Annotated in this window: 11 protein-coding genes; 5 read left to right on the top strand and 6 right to left on the bottom strand. The window is 69.6% G+C overall.

All coding sequences use genetic code 11. From position 1 onward, the window contains the following. Positions 1 to 25: 25 nt before the first annotated feature. Entirely contained in the window at positions 26 to 1,354 is a 1,329-nt protein-coding gene (locus KIP89_RS14885) for an NAD(P)/FAD-dependent oxidoreductase (protein ID WP_213756375.1), read from the bottom strand. A gap of 216 nt (positions 1,355 to 1,570) precedes the next feature. Between KIP89_RS14885 and KIP89_RS14890 the strand changes: the two genes are divergently transcribed. Continuing rightward, positions 1,571 to 3,175 carry a gamma-glutamyltransferase family protein gene (locus KIP89_RS14890; RefSeq protein ID WP_213756376.1) on the top strand — a complete coding sequence of 535 codons (1,605 nt, stop codon included), beginning with the start codon at positions 1,571 to 1,573 and terminating at the stop codon, positions 3,173 to 3,175. Positions 3,176 to 3,218: 43 nt separating this feature from the next. Here the strand turns inward: KIP89_RS14890 and KIP89_RS14895 are convergent, their stop codons facing one another. Beyond that, positions 3,219 to 4,598, bottom strand: a complete 1,380-nt coding sequence (locus tag KIP89_RS14895; protein ID WP_213756377.1) for an FAD-containing oxidoreductase — start codon at positions 4,596 to 4,598, stop codon at positions 3,219 to 3,221. Positions 4,599 to 4,693: 95 nt separating this feature from the next. Further along, positions 4,694 to 6,007 (bottom strand): PAS domain S-box protein, encoded by a 1,314-nt coding sequence (locus KIP89_RS20185; RefSeq protein ID WP_213756378.1) that lies wholly within the window; start codon positions 6,005 to 6,007, stop codon positions 4,694 to 4,696. A 72-nt stretch (positions 6,008 to 6,079) separates the two neighbouring features. Between KIP89_RS20185 and KIP89_RS14905 the strand changes: the two genes are divergently transcribed. The 4 genes from KIP89_RS14905 to KIP89_RS14920 all read left to right on the top strand — a co-directional run bounded on the left by KIP89_RS14905 (position 6,080) and on the right by KIP89_RS14920 (position 9,934). Continuing rightward, positions 6,080 to 6,550 carry an RrF2 family transcriptional regulator gene (locus KIP89_RS14905; RefSeq protein WP_213756379.1) on the top strand — a complete coding sequence of 157 codons (471 nt, stop codon included), beginning with the start codon at positions 6,080 to 6,082 and terminating at the stop codon, positions 6,548 to 6,550. A gap of 63 nt (positions 6,551 to 6,613) precedes the next feature. Continuing rightward, the gene (locus KIP89_RS14910) at positions 6,614 to 7,657 is read left to right on the top strand and encodes an HPP family protein (protein WP_250152526.1); all 1,044 of its coding nucleotides are present in this window, start codon (positions 6,614 to 6,616) and stop codon (positions 7,655 to 7,657) included. A gap of 101 nt (positions 7,658 to 7,758) precedes the next feature. After that, a complete protein-coding gene (locus KIP89_RS14915; RefSeq protein WP_213756381.1) occupies positions 7,759 to 9,267 on the top strand; it encodes a carboxypeptidase M32 in 1,509 nt (502 codons plus the stop codon). A 4-nt stretch (positions 9,268 to 9,271) separates the two neighbouring features. After that, positions 9,272 to 9,934, top strand: coding sequence for an adenosylcobinamide amidohydrolase (locus KIP89_RS14920; RefSeq protein ID WP_213756382.1), 663 nt, complete (start codon positions 9,272 to 9,274; stop codon positions 9,932 to 9,934). Here the strand turns inward: KIP89_RS14920 and KIP89_RS14925 are convergent. Genes KIP89_RS14925 through KIP89_RS14935 form a run of 3 tightly spaced genes read right to left on the bottom strand, consistent with a single transcriptional unit; the run spans position 9,931 to position 13,027 of the window. Further along, on the bottom strand, positions 9,931 to 11,244 hold the full coding sequence (locus KIP89_RS14925; protein WP_213756383.1) for an aspartate aminotransferase family protein: 1,314 nt from the start codon (positions 11,242 to 11,244) through the stop codon (positions 9,931 to 9,933). The genes KIP89_RS14920 and KIP89_RS14925 overlap by 4 nt on opposite strands. Next, on the bottom strand, positions 11,241 to 12,278 hold the full coding sequence (locus KIP89_RS14930; RefSeq protein ID WP_213756384.1) for a phosphotransferase enzyme family protein: 1,038 nt from the start codon (positions 12,276 to 12,278) through the stop codon (positions 11,241 to 11,243). Before KIP89_RS14930 ends, KIP89_RS14925 begins: the two co-directional genes overlap by 4 nt. 44 nt (positions 12,279 to 12,322) lie before the next feature. Continuing rightward, complete coding sequence (locus tag KIP89_RS14935) at positions 12,323 to 13,027, bottom strand: cysteine hydrolase family protein (protein ID WP_213756385.1); 705 nt, start codon at positions 13,025 to 13,027, stop codon at positions 12,323 to 12,325. Positions 13,028 to 13,041: the final 14 nt, after the last annotated feature.

Below are 13,041 nucleotides of genomic sequence, written 5' to 3' on the forward strand. Positions count from 1 at the left end.
CCGTTGCGGTTGCCGGTCGGGACGGTCAGAGCCCCGCCATGGGGCGCGGGCGGGAGCCGTCGAAAAAGCGCGACAGGCGGTAGGGATGCGGATCGGCGATGGGTGCGGCGCCGGTGACGAGATCGGCGACCAGATGGCCGGCGCCGGGCCCGATGCCGAAGCCATGGCCGGAAAAGCCGGTGGCGACGACGAGGCCGGAGACTTTCTCGACCGGCGAGATCACCGGCACCGCGTCGGGCGTCGCGTCGATGAACCCGGCCCAGCTCTGCACGATGCGGGCATCGACGAAGGCCGGGAAACGCGCCTTCAGCGCGGCGAAGGCCTGATCGAGATAGCCCTGATCGGGGGCGGGATCGAGCACGCGCGCCGCCTCATAGACCGAGGGCCGGTCGAACGGGCGAAGCGCGCCTTCCTGCCATTCGGTGAGGAAGCGCGCGCCGAGGCGCAGCCGCAGCGAGGCGAATTCCATCTGCAGCGCCGGCAGGAAATCGAAGCAGAAGCGGAAGCTGTCGGGAACGATGGGCACGACGTTCACATGGCCATTGGCGATGGTGTAGCCGCCATCCTCCCGCCGGCGCAGGGCGAAATCATGGTCCCACAGAGCGGGCAGCGGCCCGCCGGGCACCGGTGAGGTGCGCAGCACGCTGGCGCGCACCTTGAGCTGCGGCAGGTCGATGCCGACATCCTTGAGGATGCGCCGCGTCCAGGCGCCGCCGGCCACCACGATGTTCGAGGTGGCGATGCGCCCGCGCTCGGTGACGGCGGCGATGACCCGGCCGCCGCCCGTCTCGACGCCGCGCACGGCGCAATCGGTGAGGATCACCGCGCCCTTGCGGCGCGCCGCTTCGGCAATGGCGGGGGCGGCCTTCTGCGGTTCGGCCCGCCCGTCGCTATCGCACCAGAGCGCCGCCTTGGGCGGGGTACTGTCGCCTTGCATGACGCGGGCGATGCCGGCGCCGGAGAGCATTTCGGACTTGATGCCGGCGCCGGCGGCTTCCTTCACCCAGCTCTCGAAGGAGGCTTCCTTCTTCGCGTCATTGGCGGCGAACAGGATGCCGGTGGTGGTGAAGCCAGTGGCGGCGCCGATATGGGCATCCATGCCGCGCCACAGGCGCAGCGCCTCGCGGATCAGCTCGAATTCGCGCGGGTCGCGCTTGGCCTGACGGCACCAGCCCCAGTTGCGGCTCGATTGCTCGCCGGCGATGTGGCCCTTCTCGCACAGCACGACCTTTAGGCCGCGTTCGGCGAGATAGAGCGCGCTGGTGGTGCCGATAATGCCGCCGCCGACGATGACGACATCGGCCTCCGGCGGAACGGTGGGATCGGAAGCGACGGGGACGACCTGGGGGCCCATGGCGGGGTACTCGAATCCTGACGGTGGCAGGCCACGCATTGGAGGCCGGCCGGGCCGAGAATGCCAGCAAAAGCAGTGCCAGACGGGGATGAGACTTTGGGCGATGAGCGCCAGCCAGATCGCCTGACACAGGCCCGCTCCCGGCCGGCGGGGAACATGCTAGACAGATGCTGAACCTCGCCGGTTCGATGCGCCACCCGAGCAGGACCATCTTCCGTGATCTCAACCCATCGCCCTGATTTCTTCGGCCCCGGCCGCCCGACCCTGTTTGCCCGCGAGGCGGCGATTGCCACCTCGCACCCGCTCGCCACGGCGGCGGGGCTGGAGATATTGCAGGCCGGCGGCACCGCCATGGATGCGGCGATTGCCGCCGTGGCGGCGCAATGCGTGGTCGAGCCGGCGATGACCGGCATCGGCGGTGACTGCTTCGTGCTGTATGCCCCCGCCGGCAAGCCGACCGTGGCCATGAACGGCAGCGGCCGGGCGCCGATGGCGGCGAGCGTCGCCGCGCTCAAGGCGGCCGGGCTCACCACCGAGATTCCCCGCACCAGCGCCCATGCCGTCACCATTCCCGGCGCCATCTCGGCCTGGACCCGGCTGCATGCCGATTATGGCCGCCTGCCGCTCGACCAGATCTTCGCCCGCGCCGTCGACTATGCCGAGAACGGCTATCCGGTGGCGCAGCGCGTCGCCTTCGACTGGGCCGACGAGGCGCCCCTGCTGGCGCAGGATGCCAATGCCAGCGCCTTTTTCCTGAAGGATGGCGCGCCCTACGCGGCGGGCGAGCGCCATGCCCAGCCGCTGCTCGGCCAGCGCCTGCGCGAGATCGCCGCCCATGGCGCGAGCGCCTTCTATGAAGGCAAGGTCGCCGAGTCGCTGGTGCGCTACCTCCAGAGTCTGGGCGGGCTGCACACGCTCGACGATTTCGCGGCGATGAAGGATGGCGCCTTCTACACCACGCCAATCTCGACCGGGTTCCGCGGCTACACGGTGGAGGAATGCCCGCCGAACGGGCAGGGGCTGTTCGCGCTGCTGCTGATGAACATCCTCGGTGAGTTCGACCTCGGGCCGGATGTCTCGATGGCCGACCGTATCCATATCCACGCCGAGGCGACCAAGCTCGCCTATCACAACCGCGACGCGCTGCTGGCTGATCCCGCTGCCATGACCGTGCCGGTGGCGGAACTGCTCTCCAAGGCGACCGCGGAGCGCCTCGCCGCCCATATCGACATGACCCGCGCCCGCCCGCCGGCCCTGTGGGACGAGCCCGAGCACAAGGACACGGTCTATGTCTGCGCGGTCGACCGCGACGGCAACATGGTGTCCTTCATCAACTCGATCTTCCACGCCTATGGCTCGACGCGGATCGACCCGGAAACCGGCATTCTCCTGCACTCGCGCGGCGCCTCGTTCCGGCTGATCGAGGGCCATCCCAACGCCATCGCGCCGGGCAAGCGCCCGCTCCACACGATCATTCCCGGCCTGCTGCGCCGCGACGGGGAGGCGGTCGGCGTGTTCGGCGTGATGGGCGGTCATTACCAGTCCGCCGGGCAAGCGGCGCTGCTGTCGGGCCTGTTCGACTGGGGGCTCGACCCGCAAAGCGCGATCGACGCGCCGCGCTCCTTCGGCTTTGACGGCACGCTGGAAGTGGAACCCGCCGTGCCGGAGGAGGTCCGCGCGGAGCTCACGGCGCGCGGCCACACGGTGAAGGTCGCGATCGAGCCGATCGGCGGCGGGCAGATCATCGTCCGCGATCCCGCCACCGGCTTCCTGATGGCCGGCTCCGATGCGCGCAAGGATGGCGGCGCGCTGGGGTTCTGAGGCCGGGCGGGGCGGCCTCGTCGCAGGCCGCTGACGGCGCCGCTCATTGTGCCGGGACCATCTCCTCAAGCAGGGTGGGGATCAGCTCCGACACGGTGGGATGGATCGGCACCGCCTTCTGGAACACCGTGTACGGCAGATCGGCATTCATGATGTCGAGCAGGCCATGGATTGCCTCGTCGCCGCCGGTGCCGAGAATGGCGGCGCCGAGGATGCGCTGGGTTCCCGCGTCGACCACCACCTTCATGAAGCCCTGCGTCTCGCCCCTCTCCACCGCGCGGCCGACCCGCGTCATCGGCCGCGTGCCGATGAGCAGCGGGCGGCCGGTGCGGCGCGCCTGCGCCTCCGTCATGCCGACGCGGCCGAGCGGCGGATCGGTGTAGAGCGCATAGCCCGGCAGGCGCTGGCCGATCTTGCGGTCCTGCCCGTCCAGCAGGTTGGCGGCGACGATCTCGAAGTCGTTATAGGCGGTGTGGGTGAAGGCGCCGCGCCCGTTGCAGTCGCCGAGCGCATAGACGTCGGGGGCGCTGGTCTCCAGATGCTCGTCGACGGTGATGTAGCCGCGCGCATCGGTGGCGATGCCGGCGGCATCGAGGCCGAGATCGTCGGTGTTGGGGCGCCGGCCGACGGCGAGGAGGAGGTGCGAGCCGGTGACCGTCGCGCGCCCGCCCGCCGTGGCGAGATGCACGGCGATGCCCGCGCCGTCGCGCGCGACCTCGCTGATGTCGGCGCCGGTGTGGATGGCGATGCCCTCGGCCTCCAATATCGCGCGCACCGTGGCCGAGACATCCTCGTCCTCGCGGGCGATGAGGCGCGGGCCCTTCTCGATGACCGTGACGCGGGCGCCGAAGCGGGCGAACATCTGCGCGAATTCCAGCCCGATATAGGAGCCGCCGACAACTACCAGATGGTCGGGCAGCTCGGTCATCTCCACCATGTCGCGGTTGGTGAGATAGGGCACGTCGGAAAGCCCCGGCAGGTCCGGCACGCTGGCGCGCCCGCCGACATTGATGAAGATGCGGGGAGCGGTCAGCGTCGCGCCGTCCACCTCGATCGTGTGCGGCGCGGTGAAGCGGGCATGGCCGCGCAGCACGGTGCAGCCCTCCATGCCGCGCAGCCAGGCCTCGATGGCGGCGCGGCCCTCGGTGATGATCTTGCCGGCGCGGCCCTGCACCACGGCCATGTCGATGCCGGGCGGGGCGGCCAGCACCACGCCATATTCGGCCGCGCGCTGCGCCATGCGGGCGGCATAGGCGCTCGCCACCAGCGTCTTGGTCGGCCGGCAGCCGGTGTTGACGCAGGTGCCGCCGAAATCGCGGCGCTCGATCACCGCGACCTTCTGGCCGGCCCTGGTCAGGCGGCCGGCGAGCGGGGGGCCGGCCTGGCCGGCGCCGATCACGATGGCATCGAAGGTCTGGACCATGGCGGACCTCGTCGGTTGAGGGCGGGGTTAAGGCAGCATGGCGCGGATCGGCGGCGCGGTCTCGTCAATTCCCCCGCCCGCGTTCAGGCAAGCGATCAGCTCGGCGCGCCCGCCTGCTCGGCGGCGGCGAGCTTCTTCTTCAGCGCCTTCATCTCCTCGAAGCGCGCGGAGACGTCACGCAGGCTCGCCACCATGCCGGTGACGCGCCCGTCCTCGTCCTTCAGCAGCACGATGGTGAACTCCAGCGAGAGGCGCTTGCCCTGTTTGTCGAGGCCGGGGACGGCGAGCAGGTCGCCCGCGCCATAGCGGCTCTCCCCGGAGGCGACGGTCTCGTGATAGCCCTCCCAATGCCGGGCGCGGAACGGCTCGGGGATGATGATGTCGAGCGACTGGCCGAGCGCCTCGTCCTCTGAGAAGCCGAAGATGCGCTGCGCCCCCGCATTCCACAGCACGATGGCGCCCGCCCGGTCGCTGGCGATCACCGCGTCGCCGGCGCTGTCCACCAGCGCCTCGCCAATGCCGGAGCGGGAGAAGCCGTCGGCCGCGCGGGCCGCATAAGCGTGCGGCGATGGGGTGGGCGCGGCCGGCGGGACGGTTGCGGGGGCCTCGCCGAACAGGTCCTCCACCGGGCCGAAGAACTCGTAATGCAGCCGCTCCGCCGGCACCCCGCTTGCGGCAAGGCCGGGAATGAAATCGCGCAGTAAGCGTGGGGGGCCGCAGACATAGATCTCCGCCTCATCGAGCGGCGCGCATTCCCTGAGCCTGTCGAGGGTGAGGGGACCGGCTTCGTCATAGTCGCGCCCGGCCTGATCGTCCGGCGCGGGGCGGGAATAGAAGATGGTGGCGGAGAGGTTCGCGCGGCGCTTCGCCAGCGCCCGCACGTGATCGCGAAAGGCGTGGGTGGTGCCGTCGCGGGTGCAGTGAATGAAATGAACCCTCAGCTCCGGCCGGTCGGCGGCGGCGGCTTCCAGCATGGCGATCATCGGCGTGAGGCCGACCCCGGCGCTGAGCAGAAGCACGGGGCGGACATCGCTCGCGGGCAGAACGAAGCTGCCGGCGGGTGGGGCGATATCGAGCGCGGTGCCGATCGCGGCCGCGTCATGCAGCCAGCGCGAGACCAGCCCCTGAGCTTCGCGCTTCACCGAGATGCGGTAGGTCGCGCCATCGGGCGCCGAGGAAAGGCTGTAATTGCGCTTCACCCGGCCATGGCCGGGAATGTCGGCGAACAAGGTGAGATGCTGACCGGCCACATGCGGGGCGGGTGCGGCGCCATCGGCCGGGCGCAGGCGGAACGAGGTGATGACCGCGCTTTCCGGTGTCCGGCTCTCGATGATGAAGCGGCGCGGCGCGCCGCCGCCGGGGGCCCCGCCGATGCTGCTGCGATCGGCCGGTCTGGTGCTGTCGTTCATCCGGTAGCCTCTCCGTTAAATCATGTATATGCTATACATCTATTTTTTGATTGGAAGAGATCCAGACGCACGATGCGACTGACCCGCTATTCCGACTACGCCATGCGCGTGATGCTCTACCTCGCGGCGCGTTCCGATCGCCCCTGCTCGATCTCGGAAATGGCGGGCGCCTATGGCATTTCGCACAACCATCTGATGAAGGTGATGAACGATCTGGGGCGCGCCGGCTTCGTGGCCAGTGCGCGCGGGCGCCGGGGCGGATTCCGGCTGGCCCGCCCCGCGCAGGACATCAATATGGGTGCCCTGCTGCGCCATACCGAGGATGATCTCGACCTCGTCGACTGCCCGAGCTGCGTGCTGGCGGGCGGCTGCGGCCTGTCCTCGGTGCTGGACGAGGCGCTCGCCGCCTTTCTCGGCGTGTTCGACCGCTACACCCTGGCCGATGTGCTGGCGCGCCGGCATGGGCTGCGCGATCTCATCCTGTCGCTCGGCGCGCTTCAGGCACCCGATGCCGTCGCCCCGCCGGCGGCCCTTTCCGGCTGAGGGCCCGTTTCTCCCTCTGCCTCCCCTTTTTGCCTCCCTATGGCGAACTATCTGGAGTGGGCCTTGTCAGCCTTCACACGACTGAAAATCTTCCGTCCCATCCTTGCCGGCGCCACGCTGCGCGATCGCCTGCTCGCCTCGCTGGGCGCGCTGGTCGGCATCGGCCTGACCGCCTTCATCAGTGCCGTCGCCGCCCACCAGAATCCCGAAATCCTCTGGATCGTGCCGCCCATGGGCGCCTCGGCCGTGCTGCTTTTCGCCGTGCCGGCGAGCCCGATGGCGCAGCCCTGGCCGGTGATCGGCGGCAATGTCGTGTCGGCGCTGGTGGGGGTGCTGATCGCCCATCTGCTCCCGCTCTCGGCGCTCTCGGCCGGCCTTGCCGTGGCCGGGGCGATCGCCGCCATGTCGCTGCTGCGCTGCCTGCATCCGCCCGGCGGGGCGGCGGCGCTGGTGGGGCTGTTTGCCGGCGCGTCCTCCGGCTATCTGTTCCCGCTGCTGCCGGTGGGGCTGAACGCGGTGATCCTGGTGGCCAGCGCCTATGGCTATCACCGCTTTTCCGGCCACGCCTTCCCCCATGTCGCGCCGGCCGTCGCGCCGAAGAAGGCGGAGGCCCCGCCCTTCACCTTCAGCCGCGGCGACATGGAGGCGACGCTGGCCGAACTCGGCGAGACCTATGACATCGGCACGGACGATCTCGAAGCCATCCTTCGCTCGGTGGAGCGGCACGCGCTGGCGCGCAGCTATCAGCAGATCGCCTGCCGCGACCTGATGTCCTCCCCGGTCCTGTCGGTGGAGGCTTCCGCCCCCGCCGCCACGGCCCGCGCCCTGCTGGTCGATGCCGATGTGCGCCGGCTGGCAGTGGTGGATGAGCAGGGGCGCCTTGTCGGCGCGGTCGGCCTGCCCGAGCTGGTCGCGGCCACGGGGACGACCGGCGCCGTGATGTCCGCCCCAGCGACGGCGCGGCCGGGGACGCCGGCCATCAGCCTGCTGCCGCGCTATGCGCAGGACCGCGCCCATGCCGTGTTCATCGTCGATGCGCAGAACCGGCCTGCCGGCGTGGTGACGGAGGCGGACTGGCTCGCCGTGCTGACGCGCGGGCTGAAATGAGGGCGGGCGCTTCGCGTCCCCGTTCCCTCGCGTCGCAATTCCATTGACCGGCGCGGCCGATCCGGGAAGGAAGGGGTGTCAGTCCCGCCCGGAGCCGCCCGATGAGTGCCTATTCGCAGATTGCCGATCATTTCGGCCGCCTCTCCGCCCTCTCCAATGCCATCGGCATCCTGCAATGGGATAGCGATGCGATGATGCCGAAGGGCGCCGCCGCTTCGCGGGCCGACAGCATGGCGCTGCTGCGGGTGATGGCGCATGAGATGGCGGTCGATCCGCGCATTGGCGACTGGCTGGGCGCGGCCGAGGGAGAGGGCGATCTCGGCGCCTGGGAGCGGGCCAATCTGCGCGAGATCCGCCGGAGCTGGACCATCCAGACCGCGCTGCCCGCCGATCTCGTCGCCGCCACCAGCCGGGCGATTTCCGCCTGCGAGATGGCGTGGCGCAGCGCGCGGGAGAATGCCGATTTCCCCGCTTTGCTGCCGCTGATGCAGGAGGTGCTGCGGCTCCAGCGCGAGGCGGGCGTCGCCAAGGGCGAGAAGCTCGGCCTTTCCGTCTATGACGCGCTGCTGAACGATTATGAGCCCGGCGGAAGCGCGGTGCAGATCGACGCGCTGTTCGATGATCTCGCGGCGTTTCTTCCCGGCTTCACGCAGGAGGCGCTCGCCGCGCAGGCCCGCCGCCCGGAGCCGGCGGCGCCGCAAGGGCCGTTCGCCGTGGAGGCGCAGCGCCAGCTCGGGCTGAAGGTGATGGCCGCGCTCGGCTATGATTTCGACCGGGGGCGGCTCGACATTTCCGCCCACCCGTTCTGCGGCGGCGCCGACAATGATGTGCGCATCACCACCCGCTATGACGAGGCCGATTTCAGCAAGGCGCTGATGGGCGTGATCCACGAGACCGGCCACGCACTTTATGAGCAGGGCCGGCCCGCCGCCTATATGAACCAGCCGGTGGGGTCGGCGCGCGGCATGAGCGTGCATGAGAGCCAGTCGCTCATCATGGAAATGCAGGCCTGCCGCTCGCGCGCCTTTTTCGACTTCGCCGCGCCGCTGATGGCCGAGGCGTTTGGCGGGCAGGGGGCGGGCGAGCAGGGACTTGGCTGGGAGGCGCAATCGCTGTGGCGGCGGGCGACCCGTGTGGAGCCCGGCTTCATCCGGGTCGATGCGGATGAGGTGACCTATCCGTCCCATGTCATCCTGCGCTACCGGCTGGAAAAGGCGATGATCGCCGGCGACCTGCCGCTCAAAGAGCTGCCGCTGGCCTGGAATGCGGGCATGCGCGATCTGCTCGGCATCGTCCCGCCCAATGACCGGCTCGGCTGCCTGCAGGACATTCACTGGCCGAGCGGGGGCTGGGGTTATTTCCCGACCTACACGCTGGGCGCCATGACGGCGGCGCAGCTGTTCGACGCCGCCTGCCGGGCCGAGCCGGACGTGCTGCCGGGCATCGGGCGCGGCGATTTCACCCCGCTGGTCTTCTGGCTGCGCACCCATGTCCACAGCCAGGGCTCGCTCTATTCGACCGATGAGCTTTTGACCCGCGCCACCGGGCGGCCGCTCGATGCCGGCGTCTTCAAGGCGCATCTCGCCCGGCGCTATCTCGACCAGGCGTGAGACGATGCTGACCATCGACTGCCGCCGTCCGTGGCTGACGGTGCGCTTTGCCACGCCGCACCGGCTGGTGAGCTGGGCACCGCACCGGCCGGGTTTCGTCACCGCGCGCGAGGTGGCGTGGCGCGAGGTCGGCGTGGGGGAATTGGGGCCGGAGGTCGATGCCGACCGCTGGTTCGCGGATGAACTCGCGCAGGCCGGGCTTGCTGACGCGGTGGGGATGCTCACCGCCCGCAATGTCGCTTCTTATGTCTGCGGGACAGCGAAGGTGGAAGGCGTGCGCGCCGGCGCCATCGTCACGCTCGGCCTGCGCAATGGGGAGCGGATCGGGGCGCGGCGGGTGCTGGCGCCGGAAGGGGCGGGGACCATCAACATCCTCGCCACGATCGACCGGCCGCTCACCGATGCGGCGCTGCTGGAGGCGAGCGCGCTCGTCGTGCAGGCGCGCACGGTGGCGCTGATCGAGGCGGGTTATCGGGCGGCGAGGATGGATGCGGCGGTGACCGGCACGGGCACGGATTGCGTGGTGATGGCGGCGCCGGCCACGCCGGAGGGCGAGCCTTATGCCGGCATGCACACGGCGGTCGGCGAGGCGGTCGGCGCCTGCGTGCTGGCGGCGGTACGGCAGGCGGCGGCCGACTGGATCGGCGCGCCGCCCTCCCGCGATTAGGCGAGCAGGTCGGCCATGGCGTCGACCAGTTCGTCGGCATGGACGGTGGTGACGCAGAGCGGCGGGCGGATCTTCAGCACATTGCCGTACTGGCCGGCGGCGCCGATGAGGATGCCGCGCTGGCGCAGGCCGTTGATCAGGCCCTTGGCGATCTCCGGCGCGGGGCCCTGCTCATCGCCGAACTCGACGCCGAGATAGAGCCCGGCGCCGCGCACGGCGGTGATCGGGGCTTTCGCCTGAAGGTGCTTCAGCCGCGCCATCAGGTGACGGCCGACGCTCGCCGCATTGGCGATCAGCCCGTCTTCCTCGATTGCCTCCAGCACCGCGAGGGCGGCGGCGGTGGCGAGCGGGCTGGCGGCGAAGGTGTTGAAATAGCCGAAATCGTCGCAGAAGGCGGTGAGGATCTCCGGCCGGGTGACGACGCCGGCGATCGGGTAGCCATTGCCCATCGGCTTGCCCATGGTGACAATGTCCGGCATCACCCCATGGCGCGAGAAGCCCCACATGCCCGCGCCGGTGCGCCCGAAGCCCGGCTGCACCTCATCGGCGATGAACAGCCCGCCCGCCTTGTGCGCCACTTCGACCGCCGCTTTCAGGAAGCCGGGCGGGTCGGCATAGACGCCGTCCGAGGAGAAGATGGTGTCGACCAGCAGGCCGGCGAATTTGATGCCGTCCGCTTCCATCGCGGCGATGGCGTCGGCCACCGCGTCGGCGAAGCCCTGCGCCACATCATTGCCGAACAGCGCCGGATCGGGCGGCGGCACGAGGCGCACATGCGGGGGCGGGGCGCCGCGCTTGTAGGAGGAGGGCGAGACCTCCGTCACGGTCGCGGTATTGCCGTGATAGGCGGTGCGGGTGACGACGAAGCCGCTGCCGCCGCTGATGCGCTTGGCCATGCGCAAAGCGAGATCATTGCTCTCGCTGCCGGTGCAGGTGAGCACGAGATTGCTCAGCGCGGGCGGGAAGGTGGCGAGCAGCTTCTCGGCATAATCGTGCGAGATGTCGAACAGATAGCGCGAATGGATGTTGAAGGCGCCGACCTGGCGCTGCACCGCCTCGACCACCTTGGGGTGGCAATGGCCGACGGTCGGCACGTTGTTGTAGAAGTCGAGATAGCCGCGCCCGTCCGAGGCGTAGAGATAGGCGCCCTCGGCGCGCACGATCTTCAGCGGCTCGTCATAGAACAGCACCGAGCCGGCGCCGTAGCTTTTCCGGCGCCGCTCGACCAGGGCGGCGATGTCGGGGGCGAGGGTGGCCCCGCCCTCGCCAAAGGCGTTGAGCGAGAGAATCTGCAATTCGCGGGTTTTCATGAGGCGGCCCTCTCGTTGCCGGCGGCCGGTAGGCCCGCGTCGTAGCGGGCAAGGAAAATACGGGCGAGCGCGACCGTGCCATGGGTATAGGCCTCGCCCATGGCCTGCGCGGTCGGCGTCTCGGCATGGGAGGCGACCCAGGCGGTTAGCAGCATCCGGCGCAGCATGATGAACACCGGCAGGATGGCGCAGTCCTCGTCGGGCAGCGGCGCGACGGTGCGGTAGCCCTCGATCCAGGCGGCCTGAAGCTGCGGAATATAGGGCTCGTGCTCGACAAAGCTGATGGCGGCGGCGAAGTCGTAGAGATACCAGGAGAAGCCGCAATCGTCGAAGTCGATCACCGACAGCCGGTCGCCATCGACCAGCAGATTGGCGACGCGCATATCGGCATGGACAAGGCCGAACCGGTCCGGCGCGGTGCCGTAATCCGCGACCAGATCGCGCAGCACGAGGGCGGTGCGCTCAAGGATCGCGCGGCCTTCCTCGGTGAGGCCGAGCGCGGCGCGCCAGTCGCCCCAGAGCAGGACGTTGCCGAGCATGGCGTCATAGTCCCACCGCTTGCGCACGAAGCCCGCCGGGGGCTGCCAGCTCCGCGCATGGGCATGCAGCCGGGCATTGATGGCGCCCAGTTCGCGGAACCAGCGCGGCAGATCCTCGCCCTCGGCCGGCTCGCTCCCCGACACCAGCTCGAAGGCGACGGCGTGGCGGGTGGTGCCTTCATCGTCAATGTCGGCGATCAGCGTGCCATCGGTCTTCGGCACGGGGGTGAGCGTCGGCACAACGCCATCGCGGCCGAGCGCGGTGAGCCAGGCGAGTTCCGACTCGATCTCGGTACGGGTGTGATAGCCCGGCCGGTGGACGCGGAACACGACATGGCGCCCGCTCAACGGATCATGCGCGCGGAAGGTGGCGTTCTCGGAGATGGTGAGCAGCTTCAGCGCGGTGGCGTCCGGCAGGCCCCAGAAGGGCAGGGCACTGCGCAGGCCCGCCTCCAGTTTCGCCAGGAACGCATCGTCATACATGGGCTGTGTCATGGGGCACTTGCTGTCTTTGGGTACTTTCAGGGCACGTGGTCGTTTCAGGGCACTTGCAGGTTCATCAGCGATGTCAGGTCGTTGGCGCGCATCACGTTGCAATAGATCATGTTGATGATCTCCAGCTCGCGCCGGTGCAGGTCGTCGGTCGCCGCCGCGCAGCAATCCTCCAGCACCACCACGTCGAAGCTCTCATCGGCGAGGCTGCGCACGGTGGAGGAGACGCACTGGTCGGTGAAAATGCCGACGCAGACGACGGTGCGGATGCCGAGATTGGCGAGGATGAGCCGCAGATTGGTGCCGGTGAGCGCGCTGTCGGTGGTCTTGGTGACGACGATCTCGTCGCCGACCGGGGCGAGCGCCGGCACCATCTGCGAGGCGTGCTCGTCCTTGGGCAGCAGCAGATTGTTGAAGCCGGGCTTCTTCTGGCTGAGCGAACGGTCGCGCCCGTCTGTGGTCTGGCAGGCGATGCGGGCGAACAGGCACTCGATGCCGCGGGCGCGGAAGCGGGTGAGCAGATCGGCGATGTTGGGGATCACCGTGCCGTGCATCCGCTCATGGAACGGCGTCCAGCCGTCGTAATGGGCACGTTCGGCCTCGCTCGCGAGGGACGCGCGGTCCGGGCGCTCCAGATAGGTGTTCTGCACGTCGATCACGAGCAGGGCCGTGGTCGCGGGATCGAGCACCGGATCGTCCGGCTCGGGCGCCAGAGCGTAATAGAAGGAACGGTTTTCAGTCTTCCAGCTCACGCGGAAACTCCGGT

The sequence above is a fragment of the Ancylobacter radicis genome, from assembly GCF_018449475.1.
Lineage (GTDB): Bacteria > Pseudomonadota > Alphaproteobacteria > Rhizobiales > Xanthobacteraceae > Ancylobacter > Ancylobacter radicis.